General features: G+C 75.4%; 14 protein-coding genes. 11 read left to right on the top strand and 3 right to left on the bottom strand.

Annotated elements, in window-relative coordinates:
* The 3 genes from E4P41_RS07460 to E4P41_RS07450 all read left to right on the top strand — a co-directional run.
* A partial coding sequence (locus E4P41_RS07460) for a diacylglycerol kinase family protein (RefSeq protein ID WP_135140267.1) occupies nucleotides 1-763 on the top strand: 763 nt, incomplete at its 5' end.
* Nucleotides 764-956: 193 nt separating this feature from the next.
* The gene (locus E4P41_RS07455; RefSeq protein WP_135140266.1) at nucleotides 957-3,815 is read left to right on the top strand and encodes a DEAD/DEAH box helicase; all 2,859 of its coding nucleotides are present in this window, start codon (nucleotides 957-959) and stop codon (nucleotides 3,813-3,815) included.
* A 79-nt stretch (nucleotides 3,816-3,894) separates the two neighbouring features.
* On the top strand, nucleotides 3,895-4,470 hold the full coding sequence (locus E4P41_RS07450) for a DUF4333 domain-containing protein (RefSeq protein WP_135140265.1): 576 nt from the start codon (nucleotides 3,895-3,897) through the stop codon (nucleotides 4,468-4,470).
* Between the two features lie 6 nt (nucleotides 4,471-4,476).
* On the opposite strand, the gene E4P41_RS07445 is transcribed toward E4P41_RS07450, so the two are convergent.
* Nucleotides 4,477-5,397, bottom strand: coding sequence for a 5'-3' exonuclease (locus tag E4P41_RS07445; protein WP_135140273.1), 921 nt, complete (start codon nucleotides 5,395-5,397; stop codon nucleotides 4,477-4,479).
* A gap of 66 nt (nucleotides 5,398-5,463) precedes the next feature.
* Here E4P41_RS07445 and E4P41_RS07440 point away from each other — a divergent pair, with 66 nt between their 5' ends.
* The 3 genes from E4P41_RS07440 to E4P41_RS07430 are packed head-to-tail and all read left to right on the top strand — an operon-like array spanning nucleotide 5,464 to nucleotide 8,262.
* A complete protein-coding gene (locus tag E4P41_RS07440; protein WP_245177166.1) occupies nucleotides 5,464-6,621 on the top strand; it encodes a Xaa-Pro peptidase family protein in 1,158 nt (385 codons plus the stop codon).
* The gene (locus E4P41_RS07435; protein ID WP_135140264.1) at nucleotides 6,596-7,093 is read left to right on the top strand and encodes an Lrp/AsnC family transcriptional regulator; all 498 of its coding nucleotides are present in this window, start codon (nucleotides 6,596-6,598) and stop codon (nucleotides 7,091-7,093) included. Before E4P41_RS07440 ends, E4P41_RS07435 begins: the two co-directional genes overlap by 26 nt.
* Before the next feature lie 44 nt (nucleotides 7,094-7,137).
* On the top strand, nucleotides 7,138-8,262 hold the full coding sequence (locus tag E4P41_RS07430) for an Rv2578c family radical SAM protein (RefSeq protein WP_135140263.1): 1,125 nt from the start codon (nucleotides 7,138-7,140) through the stop codon (nucleotides 8,260-8,262).
* Between the two features lie 118 nt (nucleotides 8,263-8,380).
* Here E4P41_RS07430 and E4P41_RS07425 read toward each other — a convergent pair whose 3' ends face one another.
* On the bottom strand, nucleotides 8,381-9,241 hold the full coding sequence (locus E4P41_RS07425; protein WP_135140262.1) for a hypothetical protein: 861 nt from the start codon (nucleotides 9,239-9,241) through the stop codon (nucleotides 8,381-8,383).
* 134 nt (nucleotides 9,242-9,375) lie between these two features.
* Here E4P41_RS07425 and E4P41_RS07420 point away from each other — a divergent pair, with 134 nt between their 5' ends.
* Both E4P41_RS07420 and E4P41_RS07415 read left to right on the top strand, forming a co-directional pair.
* Complete coding sequence (locus E4P41_RS07420; RefSeq protein ID WP_245177165.1) at nucleotides 9,376-10,512, top strand: glutamate--cysteine ligase; 1,137 nt, start codon at nucleotides 9,376-9,378, stop codon at nucleotides 10,510-10,512.
* Between the two features lie 46 nt (nucleotides 10,513-10,558).
* Entirely contained in the window at nucleotides 10,559-11,419 is an 861-nt protein-coding gene (locus tag E4P41_RS07415) for a lysophospholipid acyltransferase family protein (protein WP_135140260.1), read from the top strand.
* A gap of 112 nt (nucleotides 11,420-11,531) precedes the next feature.
* Here the strand turns inward: E4P41_RS07415 and E4P41_RS07410 are convergent, their stop codons facing one another.
* The gene (locus E4P41_RS07410; RefSeq protein WP_135140259.1) at nucleotides 11,532-12,062 is read right to left on the bottom strand and encodes a GNAT family N-acetyltransferase; all 531 of its coding nucleotides are present in this window, start codon (nucleotides 12,060-12,062) and stop codon (nucleotides 11,532-11,534) included.
* A gap of 117 nt (nucleotides 12,063-12,179) precedes the next feature.
* On the opposite strand from E4P41_RS07410, the gene E4P41_RS07405 reads away from it, so the two are divergent.
* From E4P41_RS07405 to E4P41_RS07395, 3 genes are all read left to right on the top strand, one after another.
* Entirely contained in the window at nucleotides 12,180-13,724 is a 1,545-nt protein-coding gene (locus E4P41_RS07405) for an amidohydrolase family protein (RefSeq protein ID WP_135140258.1), read from the top strand.
* Nucleotides 13,725-14,238: 514 nt separating this feature from the next.
* Nucleotides 14,239-15,870, top strand: a complete 1,632-nt coding sequence (lnt, locus tag E4P41_RS07400; protein ID WP_135140257.1) for an apolipoprotein N-acyltransferase — start codon at nucleotides 14,239-14,241, stop codon at nucleotides 15,868-15,870.
* Nucleotides 15,867-16,658, top strand: coding sequence for a polyprenol monophosphomannose synthase (locus E4P41_RS07395; RefSeq protein ID WP_135140256.1), 792 nt, complete (start codon nucleotides 15,867-15,869; stop codon nucleotides 16,656-16,658). The genes lnt and E4P41_RS07395 overlap by 4 nt, the downstream gene beginning before the upstream one ends.
* Nucleotides 16,659-16,693 lie beyond the last annotated feature (35 nt).

Below are 16,693 nucleotides of genomic sequence, written 5' to 3'. Positions count from 1 at the left end.
GATCTCCGCGGCCGAGCGGGAGGCCGCCGCGGCGGTCGCCGACGGCACCGGCGCGGTCGTCGCCGTCGGTGGGGACGGCGCGGCGCATGCAGGCCTGCAGGCGGTGGCCGGGACGGGCACCCCGCTGGCCGTCGTCCCGGCCGGCACCGGTAACGACCTCGCGCTCGCCCTGGGGGTGCCGGCCGACCCGGCGACCGCGGCCGAGGCGGCCGCCGCAGATCTGCTGGCCGGGCAGGTGCGCACGCTCGACGCCGGCCGCACCGGCGACCGCTGGTGGTCGACGGTGCTCTGCTGCGGGTTCGACTCCGCGGTGACCGACCGCGCCAACCGGCTGCGCTGGCCTCGCGGGCCGCGCCGCTACGACGTGGCGATCCTCGCCGAGCTGGCCCGACTGCGGCCCCGCGAGCTCACCCTGACCCTCGACGGCGAGCCGTGGACCCTCGCGGCGACGCTGGTCGCCGTCGGCAACACGTCCTGGTACGGCGGCGGGATGCGGGTCTGCCCGGCCGCCGACCCCGCCGACGGGGCGTTCGACGTCACCGTCGTCGGCCCGGTCAGCCGGCGGGAGCTGGTGCGCACCCGCCCGCGGCTGACCGCCGGCACGCACGTGGAGCACGCCGCGGTCACCGTGCACCGTGCCGGCCGGGTGGAGCTGGTGGGGGAGGGGCTCTCCACCTACGCCGACGGCGAGCCGGTCGCGTCGCTGCCGGCCGTCAGCGTATGCGTGCCCGGCGCGCTGCGCGTCGTCGGCGCCACCCGCTGAAATCGTCCCGCGACGATCAGCTGGGATCACCGTTCCGGGTCCGGGCTCACCACTGGTCGTGAGCCCGGACCGAGAATGATCAGGTGAGCTGATCATTGGGGCCCGCCGGGTATCGCTGTTGCCGTTATCCCTAACTATGGCCACGAAGAAAGACGCTCGCGCCGAGAACGAGTAACACGCCTAACGTGAAGGCATGTCCAGCCCCGCTGAGCGGTACGCGGCTGCCCGGCGGCGCAGCGCCCACCCCGCACTGGCCGACTTCACGGCGGAGCTCGGCTTCTCCCTCGACCCGTTCCAGGTGGAGGCCTGCGAGGCCCTGGACGAGGGCGCCGGCGTCCTGGTCTGCGCCCCGACCGGCGCCGGCAAGACCGTCGTCGGCGAGTTCGCCGTCCACAAGGCGCTGGCCGAGGGACGCAAGGCGTTCTACACGACACCGATCAAGGCGCTGTCCAACCAGAAGTACAACGATTTGGTCGACCGCTACGGCGAGGCGAAGGTCGGCCTGCTCACCGGGGACAACGCCATCAACGGCGACGCGCCCGTGGTCGTGATGACCACCGAGGTGCTGCGCAACATGCTCTACGCGGAGTCGCCGGCGATCGCCGGGCTCGGCTACGTGGTGATGGACGAGGTGCACTACCTCGCCGACCGCTTCCGCGGCGCGGTGTGGGAGGAGGTGATCATCCACCTCCCGCAGTCGGTGACCCTGGTGTCGCTGTCCGCGACGGTGAGCAACGCCGAGGAGTTCGCCGACTGGCTGGTCACCGTCCGCGGTCACACGAAAGTCGTGGTCAGCGAGGTCCGGCCGATCCCGCTGTGGCAGCACATGCTGGTCGGCAACCGGGTGTTCGACCTGTTCAGCCTCCGCCCGGCCGCGCACGCCGCCGAGCAGGGCGGGACGCCGCGGGGGCAGTCCACCCGCGAGCGGGGCGCCAGCGTCGTCGACCCGGAGCTGGTCCGCTACGTGCGCGAGTACGAGCGGCGGATCGAGGGGTGGGACGGCGGGCCTCGGCGCGGCTTCTCGCACAAGCCGCGCTACAGGCCGCCGGCGCGCCCCGACGTCATTGAGCGGCTCGACCGCTCCGGCCTGCTGCCGGCGATCACCTTCGTGTTCAGCCGCAACGGCTGCGACGCCGCGGTCGACCAGTGCCTGCGGTCCGGGCTACGGCTGACCGACGAGCACGAGCGCTCGGAGATCGCCGCGATCGTCGACGAGCGCACCGGCTCCCTGCCGGAGGAGGACCTGCACGTCCTCGGCTTCTGGGAGTGGCGCGAGGGGCTGCTGGCCGGGCTGGCCGCGCACCACGCCGGCCTGGTCCCGGCGTTCAAGGAGACCGTCGAGGAGTGCTTCGTCCGCGGCCTGGTCAAGGCCGTGTTCGCCACCGAGACCCTCGCCCTGGGCATCAACATGCCGGCGCGCACCGTCGTCCTCGAGCGGCTGGTGAAGTGGAACGGCGAGGCGCACGTCGACGTGACGCCGGGGGAGTACACCCAGCTCACCGGCCGGGCCGGACGGCGTGGCATCGACGTCGAGGGGCACGCCGTCGTGGTCTGGGCGCCGGGCATGGATCCCTCCGTCGTCGCCGGGCTGGCCAGCACCCGCACCTATCCGCTGCGCTCCAGCTTCCGGCCCAGCTACAACATGGCGGTCAACTTGGTCAGCTCGTTCGGCCGGGCGCGCGCCCGCGAGCTGCTGGCCTCCTCGTTCGCCCAGTTCCAGGCCGACCGCTCGGTCGTCGGGCTGGCCCGCGCGGCGGCCCGGCACGAGAAGGACGCGGAACGCTGGGCCGCCGAGATGCACTCGGAGGGAGGCGACGTCGCCGGGTACGCGCGGCTGCGCCAGGAGATCGCCGACCGGGAGAAGGAACTCTCCCGCGACTCGCAGGCCAAGCGCCGGATGGAGGCGGCCGACGCGCTGGCCGCGCTGCGCCCCGGCGACGTGATCCGGGTGCCGTCGGGGCGGCGGCAGGGGCTGGCCGTCGTCCTCGACGCCGGGGTGACCGACAGCGGTATCGGCGGGACTGCCGAACCGCGCCCGCTGGTGGTCACCGAGGACAAGTGGGCCGGCCGCCTCGGCACGATCGACTTCCCGACGCCGGTCACCGCGCTCGCCCGGGTCCGCGTGCCGAGGAACTTCAACCACCGCAGCCCGCACGCCCGCCGCGACCTGGCCGCCACGCTGCGCAACGCCCGCGTCGAGCATGAGCTCGGGGCCCGTCGGGTCAAGCAGCGCTCCGCGGCCGCAGACGACCCGGTGCTGCACGACCTGCGCCGGGCGCTGCGGGCCCACCCGGTGCACTCCCTGCCCGACCGGGAGGAGCGGGTGCGCGCCGCCGAGCGCTGGTTGCGCGCGACCCGGGAGGCGGAGGCCACCCACCGGCGGATGGCCGAGCGCACCGGGTCGCTCACCCGCCAGTTCGACCGCACCTGCGACGTGCTCGAGGAGCTCGGCTACTTGGTGCCCGATCCCGCGGCTCCGGCCGTCGCCGAGGGCGAGGATCCGGTGGACCGCGAGGTCGCCGACGTGGCCCCGGTGATCACCGGTGACGGCCGGCGGCTGGCGCGCATCTGGTCGGAGGCCGACCTGCTCGTCGCCGAGTGCCTGCGCTCGGCGGTGTGGCGCGGGCTGACCCCGGCCGAGCTCGCCGCCGCCGTCTCTCCGCTGGTGTTCGAGGCCCGGCGGGAGATGCCGGGCCAGCCCGCCGTGCCGGCCGGCAAGGTCGCCGCCGCGATCGCGGAGATGCGGCGGATCCGGTCGCGGCTGCAGGACGTCGAGCTCGACCACGGCGTGCCGGCCTCCCGCGACCTGGACCTCGGCTTCGCCTGGGCGGCCTACCGCTGGGCCGACGGGCAGAGCCTGGACCGGGTCCTGGCCGGCGCCGAGCAGGCCGGCACCGAGCTCTCCGGCGGGGACTTCGTGCGCTGGGCCCGGCAGCTGGTCGACCTGCTCGACCAGGTGGCCAAGGTGGCCGAGGGCCCGCTCGCGACGACGGCCCGGACGGCGGTGGAGCGGGTGCGGCGCGGCGTGGTGGCGGTGGCCGTCGGCGGCTGAGCCGGCGGCCGGGGCACAATCGACCCGGCTCCGGAGCGGCAGATCCCGCGGCCCCAGGGACCCTCGAGCGGGAGCGACGATGACCAACCCACCGCAGGGCGACCAGCCCGGCCCGTACCGGCCACAGCAGCCGTGGCCGCAGCAGTCGGGGCCGTACGGCGGTCAGCCTCCGTACGGCCCGCCGCCCCCGCAGTACAGCCAGCCGTGGAGCGGCCGGCCGGGCGCCGGTCAGCCGACCTACGGGCAGCCGACCTACGGGCAGCCGTGGGGCGGGCAACCGGCCCACGGGCAGCAGCTGTACGGGCAGCCATGGGGCGGCCAGCCGCCGTACGGGCCGCCGGCCCCGCCGCGGCGGTCGCGGACGGGACTGGCCGCGGGCATCGTCGTCCCGGCCGTGCTCCTGGTCGTCGCGGTCGTGCTCGCCCGACTCCTCGGCGACACCGTGCTGGACACCGGTGCCGTCGAGGACGACGTGGCCGAGCAGTTCGAGCAGGTCGAGGGCGTGGCGGTCGACCTGTCCTGCGACGACGAGATGACCGTCGAGCAGGGGGCGGACTACGAGTGCACCGGCACCACCGCCGACGGCGAGGAGGTCACCCTCCGCATCGTCATCACCGACGAGGTGACCGCCTCCTACACCTGGGAAGAGGTGTGAGCGCCGTCAGGCCAGCGCGTCCTGCGGCCAGCCCAGGGCGGCGCCCAGCCGCTTGACCGACGACTCGATGCCGTGGGCGGTGGCCAGCGCGGCGAGCGCACCCGGGTCGGCCGGCCGGCGGGGCAGCGCGCCCTCCACGGCCGGCAGGTCGAGGTCACGGGCGACGGCCACCACCACCGGCGCGGCGTCGAGGTAGTCCGCGCCGGCGTGCAGCTTCCTGAGGACGCCGGCGGTGAGCGGCGGCTTCGGGACGACGGTGTGCGCGACCGCCTCCCGGATGCCGGCCAGGTCGCCGAACTCGGTGATCAGCGCCGCCGCCGTCTTCGCGCCGACGCCGGCCACGCCGGGCAGGCCGTCGCTGGGGTCGCCCCGGAGGACGGCGAAGTCGGCGTAGGCCCGGCCCGGGATGCCGTACTTCGCGGTCACCGCCGCCTCGTCGACCAGCTCGAGGTCGGTGATCCCGCGGGCGGTGTAGAGCACGCGGATGTCACGCTCGTCGTCCACCAGCTGGAACAGGTCGCGGTCGCCGGTGACCACGTCGACCGGGCCGCACGCGCGGGTGGCCAGCGTGCCGATGACGTCGTCGGCCTCGTAGGCGGGGGCGCCGACCCGGGCGATCCCGGCCGCGGCGAGCACGTCGGCCAGCACCGGCACCTGCGGGCCCAGCTCGGCGGGCACCACCTCCTCGGTGCCGTCCGGGGCCAGCCGGTGCGCCTTGTAGGACGGCAGCGCCGCCACCCGGAAGGCCGGCCGCCAGTCGTCGTCCCAGCAAGCCACCAGCCGGTCGGGGGAGTGGGCGGTGAGCAGCCGGGCGGTCATGTCCAGGAAGCCGCGGACGGCGTTGACCGGGCGTCCGTCGGGCGAGGTGATGCTGGTCGGCACACCGTAGAACGCGCGGAAGTAGAGGCTCGCGGCGTCCAGCAGCATCGTGGTCACGACTCGGGACGGTAACGGCCGGGGGTGCTCGTCGTCGGCGCTGGTTAGGCTCCGATCGTGACCGACCCGACCGCCGCTCCGACGGCCTCTGCGCCGCTGGTGACCCTCGATCGCGTGCACGCCGCGCGCGGGGTCGCCGCGGAGCTCGGTGTCGACCTGCTCGTCGTCACACCGGGCTCGGACCTGCGCTACCTGTGCGGCTACGACGCCCACGCGATGGAGCGGCTCACCGCGCTGGCCGTGCCGCGTCAGGGCGAGCCGTTCCTCGTCGTCCCCCGGCTGGAGGCACCGATGGTCGGTGCCAGCCCGGCCGGGGTGCTGGACCTGGAGGTGCTGGCGTGGGACGAGACCGACGACCCGTTCGCGCTGCTCGGCCGGGCGGCGACCGCTCGGCTGGGGTCGGCCCCGGCGCGGGTGGCCGTCGGCGACCGCACCTGGGCGCTGCACGCCCTGGGTGTCCAGCGTGCGCTGGCCGGCGCGGCGCTGGAGTTGGCGAGCCCGGTGGTCGACCGGCTGCGGATGGTGAAGACGCCGGCCGAGGTGGCCGAGCTCGCCGTGGCCGGCGCGGCGATCGACCGGGTGCACGCGCGCATGGGGGAGTGGCTGCGGGTCGGGCGCAGCGAGGCCGAGGTGGGGGCCGACATCGCCGCGGCGATCCTCGCCGAGGGCCACGTGTCGGTCGACTTCACGATCGTCGGGTCCGGGCCCAACGGCGCCAGCCCGCACCACGAGCTCTCCGGCCGGGTGGTGCAGGACGGCGACCTCGTGGTGGTCGACATCGGCGGGGAGACCGCCGCCGGCTACCGGTCGGACTGCACCCGCACCTACGCGGTCGGTCGCGCACCGGGTGCCGAGGTCGCCGAGTGGTACGCCGTCCTGCAGGAGGCGCAGCGCGCCGCCACCGCCGCGGTCCGCCCCGGGGTGACCGCCGAGCAGGTCGACGCCGCCGCCCGCGACGTGATCGCCGCGGGCGGGTGGGGCGAGTACTTCATCCACCGCACCGGGCACGGCATCGGGCTGGACACCCACGAGGCGCCCTACATCGTGGCCGGCAACGACCTGCCGCTGGAGCCGGGGATGGCCTTCTCCGTCGAACCGGGCATCTACCTGCCGGACCGCTGTGGCGCCCGCATCGAGGACATCGTCGTCTGCACCGACGACGGCGTCGCGGCGCTCAACGAGGGCCCCCGTGAGCTCGTCGTCCTCCCCGGCTGAGGCAGGTGGGTCCAACCCCGCCGCCCCCGCGACCTCCGGCGACGTCGACCGGTCGCTGCTGGCCGCCCTGGCCCGCGACGGCCGCGCCAGCTACACCGAGCTCGCCGAGCGGGTGGGCCTGTCGGTGTCGGCGGTGCACCAGCGGGTGCGCCGGCTGGAACAGCGCGGGCTGATCACCGGCTACCACGCCAAGCTCGACGCCCGGGCGCTCGGCCTGGGGCTCACCGCCTTCGTGGCCATCACACCGATCGACGTCTCCCAGGCCGACGACGCGCCGGGGCTCCTGGCCCACCTGCCCGAGATCGAGGCGTGCCACGCGGTGGCCGGGGTGGAGAGCTACCTGCTCAAGGTGCGGACGTCCTCGACCGACGCCCTCGAGGCGCTGCTGAGCAAGATCCGGCAGACGGCCAACGTGAGCACGCGGACCACGGTGGTGCTCTCCACCTCCTACGAGGACCGCCCACCGTTGTAGGACCCGCCTGGACACCGCATCGAACGTGTGTTCGGATCGTCGTCATGCGGTGGGATACGCAGCGGCTGGATGCCGACGAGTCGACGACGCTGCCCGGCATGCCGACGATGCGGGGTCTGCTGCGCAGCGTCCAGGTGCCGGAGTTCCCCGGGCTGACCTTCCACGAGGTCCGCAGCAAGAGTGCGTTGAACGCGGTGCCCGCAGGCTCGCCCATGCCGTTCCGCTGGACGATCAACCCCTACCGGGGCTGTAGTCATTCGTGTACCTACTGCTACGCGCGGGGCAGTCACGAATGGCTCGGCTTCGACGCCGGGCGGGACTTCGACAGCCAGGTGGTCGTGAAGACGAACCTGGTCGACGTGCTGCGCCGCGAGCTGGCCCGGCCCTCGTGGCGGCGCGAACACATCGCGCTGGGAACCAACACCGATCCCTACCAGCGGGCCGAGGGGCGCTACCGACTGATGCCCGGGGTGATCTCGGCGCTGGCGGGCTCGGGGACGCCGTTCTCCATCCTGACGAAGGGCACCCTGCTGCGGCGGGACCTCCCGCTGCTGGCCGCCGCCGCCCGCGACGTCCCGATCGGCCTCGGGGTCTCCCTGGCCATCTGGGACGACGAGCTGCACGCCTCGCTCGAGCCCGGCGTCCCCAGCCCACGGGCCCGCCTCGAACTGGTGCGGGCGATCACCGACGCCGGCCTGTCCTGCGGGGTGTTCCTCGCCCCGGTGCTGCCCGGGCTCACCGACCGCCGGGCCGACCTCGACGCCGCGCTGCGGGCGGTCGCCGAGGCAGGGGCCACGGGGGTCACCGTCGTCCCGCTGCACCTGCGGCCCGGTGCCCGGGAGTGGTTCTCCGCCTGGCTGGCCCGTGAGCACCCGCAGCTGGTCCCGCGCTACCAGCAGCTCTACCGCCGCGGGGCCACGGTGGCGCCGGAGTACCGCCGCTGGCTGGCCGGTCGGGTGGCCCCGCTGCTGGAGCAGTACGGGCTGGACCGGCAGGGCGGGGGAGAGGCCCGCGGCGTCGACGCCGATGCGGCCCCGGCCGGCATCCCGGGGGACGGCGACAGCGACTTCCCGGCCGGCAGCCTGCCTCGCGCAGCGGGGACCGGGACGGGCCCCCGGCAGGAGCGGCCCGTTGCCGGCCCGGCTGCCGAGCAGCTGACGCTGCTCTGACGCCTTCTCCGACCCGTACGAGACGTCGGCCCTGACCTTGCCGTTATCCCCAACAACTCCAACTCTCAAATCGAGAACGCGAGCGACAGCGACGAACACCGGCCCGCCGTACAGCTCGTCAGGAGGAGGAACCGCCGGCTTCCGCGCGTGCGGCCCGGGCGACGCTGCGCTTCGCGCGCACGGCGCCACGAGGGGCCACCGGCGCCGCGCCATCGGCGAGGGCCAGCCGGCGGTACGAGTCGTAGGAGAGGGTCAGGTACTGCACGGCCAGCGCTTCGGCCCGCTCGCGCCGTGACGGTGGCGCGGTCATGCGCAGGTGCTGCGCCGTCCGCACGGCGTGCTTGGCGAACGTCACCTGCAGCGCCTGCGTCGACAGCTGTGCGCCCACGGCCGATGCCGGACCCGGGCCGCGGCGCAGCGCCGGTAGCACCCACGGGCTGTCGGCGAGGGCGGGAAAGCGGGACCGGCACTCCTCCCAGGCGTGCCACGCGGTGAGTGCACCGGGCACCGACCACTCGCCGTCCTCGGTGCGGACGACCACCCGGCGCGCTGTCGGGTGCACCTGGTCACGGCGCAGCGCCCGGAACTGGCCGACGGTGGCGGGCCAGTCCAGGGCCAGCGCGCACCACGCCACGGTGCGCAGGTGCTCGGGGTCCTCGGAACGGAGCTGCGACAGCGGCCGCAGCTCCAGCGTCTGCGGGTCGGGCTCCGGGGTGCGGACCATCGGCAGCGCGATCCCGCCGTACCGGGCGACCTTGCTGTACAGGGCGACGGTGGCCGGCTTCCACCCACGGGCGGCCGCGATCGTGTCCATGCCGTCGTCGGCGAGCTCGTCCGGTCCCAGGCCGACCTCGAGCGCGGCGTCGATCAGCCGGCGCCACTGGATTTCGTAGCCCTGAGGTGCGGAAAGGCGGCGCCAGGCCCGCTCCGGAGCCGGCGCCGGCATCGCCGGCAGCGGCGGCTCCCACCGGTTGACCATGACGTCACTCTACCGTTATCACCAACTAAGCAACAACGATCCAGACATCTAAAGACCACAACCACCGAAACCGCACGACAACGTCCCACCGGCTCGCCTCGCGGCACCGCGACCTACTGACGATCCTGGTCGGCGTGCGAACCGTGGGCGTCGAGGAGGAACTGCTGGTCGTCGACCCCTCGGGACGGCCCGTGCCGCTGGGCCCGGCGGCCCTCGAGGCGGCCGCCCGACGTGGCGAGGGGGAGACGGTCGTCGAACACGAGGACGTCGCCGACAGCGGGGACGGCGACCCGCAGGCCCGGCTGGTGCCCGAGCTCAAGGCGCAGCAGCTGGAGTTCGGCACCCGCGTCTGCGCGTCGCTGGACGAGGTCGCCGCCGACCTGCGGCACTGGCGCGAGCGGGCCGACGCGGCCGCGCGGGACGTCGGCGCCCGGGTCGCCGCCCTGGCCAGCTCTCCGGTGCTCGTCGAGCCGCTCACCACACCGGGGGAGCGGTACACGGAGATGGCCGACACCTTCGGGCTCACCGCGGTCGGGCAGCTGACCTGCGGGTGCCACGTGCACGTCTCGGTCGAGGACGACGAGGAAGGCGTGGCCGTCCTGGACCGGATCCGGGTGTGGCTGCCGGTCCTCACCGCGCTGACCGCCAACTCCCCGTTCTGGTTCGGACAGGACAGCCGGCACGCCAGCTACCGCGCCCAGGCGTGGAACCGCTGGCCGTCGTCCGGACCCAACGAGATCTTCGGCGACGCCGCCACCTACCACGGGCTGATCCGGGAACTGCTCGCCACGGAGACGATCGTCGACACCGGGATGGTGTACTTCGACGCCCGGCTCTCCGAGCGCTGGCCCACCGTCGAGGTCCGGGTCGCCGACGTCGCGCTGCACGCCGTGGACGCCGTCACGCTGGCCGGCCTGGTGCGCGGCCTGGTGGACACCGCCGCAGGGGAGTGGCGGGCCGGGCTGCCCGCAGCCGCGGTCCGCGGTGAGGTCGTGCGCATGGCCGCCTGGCGGGCCAGCCGTTCCGGGCTCACCGGGAAGCTGGTGCACCCCGCCACGGGGCGCCCCGCGCCCGCCGCGGAGGTCGTGACCGCGCTGCTGGAGCACGTCCGGCCGGCGCTGGCCGATGCCGGGGACGAGGAGCGGGTCGCCCACGGCGTCGCCACGGTCCTCGAACGGGGCACCGGGGCACAGTTCCAGCGCCGGGTCCACGCCGAGACCGGCGACCTGGCCGCGGTGGTCCGCGCAGCGGTCGAGGCCACCCACCGGTGACCCCGGGCCGCGCGCGACGTCCAGGGACGGCGGTTATCGTCCCGCCATGTACACCGCCAGCTGGCGCGACGTCGTCCGCCGGGACCTCTTCGGCCGGCGCCCGGATCCCCGCGACCGTCCCTACCGGCTCGTCGTCCGGCTGACGCTCATCGTCTTCCGGCTGCTGCGGTTCCGCTTCGACGTCCGTGGCGCCGAACACGTGCCGACGTCGGGCGGCGCGGTGGTGTGCAGCAACCACGTCAGCTACCTCGACTTCACCTTCCTCGGGCTGGCTGCGCTGCCGCGGCACCGGCTGGTCCGCTTCATGGCCAAGATCTCGGTGTTCCACCACGGGTTCTCCGGGCCGTTCATGCGGGCGATGCACCACATCCCGGTCGACCGCAAGGCCGGGGCGGCCGCGTTCGACCTCGCCGTCCGGGCGCTGAAGGACGGCGAGATCGTCGGCGTCTTCCCCGAGGCGACCATCAGCAGCAGCTTCATGGTCAAGGATCTCAAGGCCGGCGCGGCCCGGATGGCCGTCGACGCCGGTGTGCCGGTCGTCCCCGCGGCGGTGTGGGGCGGCCACCGGCTGTTCACCAAGCACCACCCGGTCGCCCTCCGGCGCGGTGTCGCGGTCACCGTCGTCCTCGGCGAGCCGATCCACCCGGGGCCGGGAGAGAAGCCCCGGCAGCTGCTGCAGCGCATCCGGACCGCGATGGAGGAGCTGGTCGACGAGGCGCAGCGCACCTACCCGCAGCAACCGGCCGGCCCCGAGGACCGCTGGTGGCTGCCGGCCCACCTCGGCGGCACCGCGCCGACGCCGGAGGAGGCCGAGCGGCTCGACTCCTCCGACGTGCGCGGCACCCGGCAGAAGGCGAGCCCGCTCACGCGGGCCCGCGCGCTCGTGCGCCGGCGTCGGTCCCGCTGAGTCGCTGCCGGCCCCGTCCAGAGGCTCGCCGCGGCCCCGTCCCGGGTCCCGCCCCGAGCGTGCGAGGGGTGGGGAGGGCGGGGTCCTTCCACGGTGAGGAGGACGGGGTCCTTCACTCGACGACCCCCGGCGCCATCAGCCGGAAGGCGTCCAGCTCGACGTCGTACCAATGCCGCATCCGGCCCAGGAGCTCCATCCCCAACCGGGTGCAGACCGCCACCGACGCGGTGTTGCCGGGCCGGACGACGGCGTAAACCTCCGGCAGGCCCGCCGCGAAGCCCCGGGTGATGACCGTCCGCGCCGCCTCCGTCGCGTACCCGCGTCCCCACGAGTCCGGGTGCAGGTGCCAGCCGACCTCGACCTCGCCGACGCCGTCCGGCAGGGGCTTGAGCAGCACCGTGCCGGCGACGGTCCGGGAGCCGGCGACCTCGAGTGCCCAGACGCCGAACGGGTCCTCGGCCTCGGCCACGGCCCGCCAGCGGGCGACGAGCTCGACCGGGGGGACCGACGGCGTGCCCCCCAGCCAGCGGGTGACCTCCTCCCGGCCGTAGAGGTCCGCCAACCGGGACAGGTCGCCGCGGCACGTCGTCCAGGGCCGCAGTCGCAGCCGGGCGCTGCGCAGCTCCCCGCCGACGGGCGTCACGCCGTCCTGCCTACCGCCGGGGGCGGTCGGCGGCCACCGGACGCAGGACCCGCGCCGCGGACGCGGAGAAGCCCGTGGTGTTCTTCGTCGGCGCAGACGGCGTCCGGAGCGGGAGGGATGGCGCACGTGACGGTGCTCGAGGAGGCCGGCAGCCTGCTGGTCACCGACGTGACGGTGGGCGACCGCGCCGGTCGCGCCGTGCTGGTGGCGGACGGCCGGATCGCGTGGCTCGGCGACGCCGCCGAGGCGCCGCCCGCCGCTCGGGTCGTCGCGGGGGAGGGGGCGCTGCTCACCCCGGCGTTCGTGGACGCCCACGTGCACGCCACGGCAACGGGGCTGGCGCTCACCGGTCTCGACCTGTACTCGAGCCTGAGCCTTGCGGACGCCGTCGCGTCGGTGCGGGCGCACGCCGCGGCGGTGCCGCGCGGCATCGTGCTGGCTACCGGGTGGGACGAGACCGGCTGGCCGGAGGGCCGCGGGCTGACCCGGCAGGACCTGGACGCCGTCGTCGGCGACCGGCCGGCCTATCTGGCGCGGGTCGACGTCCACTCCGCCACCGTCTCCACCGCGCTGCTGGACCGGGTCCCGGGCATCGCCGCGCTACCCGGCTTCGCCCCCGACGGCCGGTTGCGCCTGGACGCCCACCACGCGGCCCGGCAGGCCGCCTACGCCGCCGTGGACGTCGCCCAGCGCACCGCTGCCCAGCGCGCCACCCTGGCCGCGGCCGCCGCGCTGGGCATCGGCAGCCTGCACGAGATGGCCGGCCCCGAGGTCTCCGGGTCGGCGGACCTCGCCGGGCTGCTGGCGCTGGCCGCGGCCGGGCCCGGACCCCAGGTGCTCGGCTACTGGGGCGAGCTGTCCGAGCGCGGCGGCCTCGACGTGGTGCGCGAGCTGGGCCTGGCTGGCGCCGGGGGAGACCTGTTCTGCGACGGCGCACTCGGCTCGCACACCGCCGCGCTGAGCAGTCCCTACAGTGACCGGCCCGAGACCGCCGGCCACCTCCGGTTCGAGACGGCGTCCCTCGTCGAGCACGTGCGTGCCTGCACCCTCGCCGGCGTGCAGGCCGGCTTCCACGTCATCGGGGACGCCGCCGTCGAGCAGGTGCTGACCGCGGTCGGGGCCGTGGTCGACGAGCTCGGCCGGGGCGCGGTGCGGGCCTGCCGGCACCGGCTGGAGCACGTGGAGATGGCCGGCCCGGGGGCGGTCGAGCGGATGCGCGACTGGGGGATGGTCGCCAGCGTCCAGCCGGCCTTCGACGCGGCCTGGGGCGGGGACACCGGGATGTACGCCGCGCGGCTCGGGGCCGACCGGGCGCTGGCCACCAACCCGTTCGCCGACCTCGCCGACGCCGGGGTCGCCCTGGCGCTGGGCAGCGACGCCCCGGTCACGCCCCTGGACCCCTGGGGCGGGGTGCACGCGGCGGTCGACCACCACACGCCGGCGTCGGGGCTGCGGCCGTTCGACGCCTTCGACGCCGCCACCCACGGCGGCTGGCACGTCGTGGGCGCCGAGCATCCCCAGGGTCCGTTGGCCGTCGGCGCCCCGGCCGACCTGGCGCTGTGGGCGACGACGGACACCCTCTCGACCGTCCTCGCCGTGCGGACCCGCCCGGCCTGCCGCCTGCTCCTGGTGGGCGGCGCTCCCGTGACGGACGCCCCCTGAGCACGCGCGGCGTCCCGGAGCTGCCCGGCGCGAAGTGACGAAGATGCCACGGTCCGCCACGTGGCCCGCGGAGGGCGCGGCCACGGCCGCATCTTGCTCGCAGTGCCTGCAGCTCCACCCCGGGGCTCCGGCACGTGTTCCTCGGGACCGGTCGCGCGGCTCCCCGGTCACGCGGCCGGGCGCCGGCGGCTGACCGGGAGGTCGCGTACCGGGCACCCGGCGGAGGTCCGTCCGGCCCTGCACACCCGGACGACGACCCGCCGCTCGCCGCCGGCGACCGGTCGGCCGGACCCGGGGTGCGGCGCCCGGAGCCGCGACCGTCGCCGGCGCATTCCGGGTGCCGGCACGGACGGGAGGTCCTCACGTGACGACGACCGCCTCCCCGTGCCGGGAGTGGGATGCTGGAGTGCGGACCACCGGCGACCAGGCCGGTGGCCGCGGCCCCGTCCGACCGGCTCGGGGCAGGTCAGCGACCGGGAGCGCCCCGGACGCACGGGTGGACGGGAGGCGACGGGTGCCGCCAGCGACAGGGATCGGCATCCTCGAGCGGCCCGCGGAGTCCAGCGGCCCGGCCTCCGCGACCCGCCGCCGACGGGCGGGTGGACAGGCGGCATGGCGCACGCTGGTGGCCGCGGCCGGCGGCCTGCTCCTCCTGCTGGCCTTTCCCGGCTACTCCCTCCCGCTGCTGGCCCCCCTCGGCCCGGCGGCCCTCGCCCTGGCCGTCCACGGGCAGCGCGCCCGGTCCGGAGCCTGGCTGGGCCTGGTCTTCGGGCTGTGCTTCTTCGCCCCGCTGCTGTCCTGGAGCGGCATCTTCGTCGGTGCTCTCCCCTGGCTGGCCCTCGCGATGTCGCAGGCGCTGTTCGTCGCCCTGCTCGGTGCGGCGACGGCCGCCACGTCCCGACTGCCGCTGTGGCCGCTGTGGGCGGCGGCCCTGTGGGTGGCCCAGGAGGCTCTGCGCGGACGCTTCCCGTTCGGCGGCTTCCCCTGGGGCCGCCTGGGCTTCAGCCAGACCGAGGGCCCGTTCCTGGCGTTCGCCGCGTACGGCGGCGTGCCGCTGATCGGCTTCGCCGTCGCCCTCACCGGGACGCTGCTGGCTGCCGCTCTGCTGCGCCTGCTCGCCGGGGGACGGCGGGCCGCCGCCCTGACCGCGCTCGGGGCGCTGGCCGTTCCGGCGCTCGGCGGGCTGGCCTGGCTGCCGCTGCCCGGCTCCTCGCTCACCGCCGGCGGTCCGACCCGCACCGTCGCGGTCGTCCAGGGCGACGTGCCCAAGCCCGGTCTGGACTTCAACGAGCGGCGTCGGGCGGTCCTCGACAACCACGTCGCCGCGACCGTCGCGCTCGCCGAGACGGTCGCGGCGGGGGAGGAGCCCCAGCCCGACTTCGTCGTCTGGCCGGAGAACAGCTCCGACATCGACCCGTACCGGAACGCCGACGCCGCGCGCCAGATCAGCCGGGCCGCCGAGGCGATCGACGCGCCGATCCTGGTGGGCGCCGTCGTCGAGGGGCCGGGCCGCTTCATCAGCAACACCGCGATCGTGTGGGACCCGGAGACCGGTCCCGGGGACACCTACGTCAAGCGCCACCCGGTCCCGTTCGCCGAGTACATCCCGTTCCGCGACTTCTTCCGTTTGTTCAGCGACAAGGTGGACCTGGTGCGGCGCGACTTCGCCGCCGGCGACGAGGTCGGCCTGCTGGAGATCGGCGGGGCGCGGGTCGGCGACGTCATCTGCTTCGAGGTCGTCTACGACGGCCTGGTCCGTGACGTCGTCCGGGCGGGAGCAGGGATGATCGTCGTCCAGACCAACAACGCCACCTTCGGCTACAGCGACGAGAGCGAGCAGCAGGTGGCGGCGGCGCAGGTGCGGGCGGTGGAGTTCGGCCGTTCGGTCGCCCTCGCCTCCACCAGCGGCATCTCGGCCATCATCGCGCCCGACGGCTCGCTCGTCGCCGCCTCGGGCCTGTTCGAGCCGGCCGTGTTCGTCGCCGACATCGCGCAGCGCGGCTCCACGACGCTCGCCGAGCGGGTGGGCGCCGCGCCCGAGTGGGTGCTGACCGCCCTCGGGGCCGGCGCGCTGCTCGCCGTCGCCGGCCCGGCGCTGCGCCGCCGTAGGGCCGCCCGCCGCAGCACCGGTCGGGGCGCGACGTGAGCCCGTCGCGGGTCCTGGTCGTCGTACCCACCTACGACGAGGTGGAGAATCTCGAGCCGATCCTCGACCGGCTGCACGCGAGCGTCCCCGACGCGCACGTCCTCGTGGTGGACGACGGGTCGCCGGATGGCACCGGGGACCTCGCGGAGAAGCTGGCCACCCTCGACCCGCGGGTGCACGCCCTGCGGCGGACCACCAAGTCCGGCCTCGGCCCGGCCTACGTCGCCGGGTTCCGGTGGGGCCGGTCGCGCGGCTACGACGTCCTGGTCGAGATGGACGCCGACGGGTCACACCGCCCCGAGCAACTGCCCGACCTGCTCGCCGCCCTGGACGGGGCCGACCTGGCGCTGGGGTCCCGCTACGTGCCCGGCGGCCGCGTGGAGGACTGGCCGGTGCATCGGCTGCTGCTCTCCCGCGCCGGGAACCTGTGGACCCGCTGGTCGTTGCGGCTGCCGCTGGCCGACGCCACCGGCGGCTTCCGGGCCGTACGCGGGGAGCTGGTCGACCGCTTGCCCTTCGACGACGTCGCCAGCCAGGGCTACTGCTTCCAGGTCGACTGGATCTGGCGGGCGGTCCGGGCGGGCGCTCGCGTGGTGGAGGTACCGATCACCTTCACCGAGCGAGCCTTCGGCCGGAGCAAGATGAGCGCCTCGATCGTTGCAGAGGCGTTGGTACGGGTCACCTGGTGGGGCCTGCAGGACCGGCTGGCCGACCGGCTGCCGGGCCGGGTCCGCCGCCCCGTGCCGGAACGGGCCCGCGACCGCGGGCGGTCGACCGGGGTCCGGTAGGCGGACCCCGGGGCCGCCGGCGCGTCCGGGCGGGA

The organism is Geodermatophilus sp. DF01-2, from assembly GCF_004571065.1.
GTDB lineage: Bacteria > Actinomycetota > Actinomycetes > Mycobacteriales > Geodermatophilaceae > Geodermatophilus.
The sequence above is the reverse complement of the archived record's forward strand: the minus strand, read 5'-3'. Positions and strand labels throughout refer to the sequence as shown.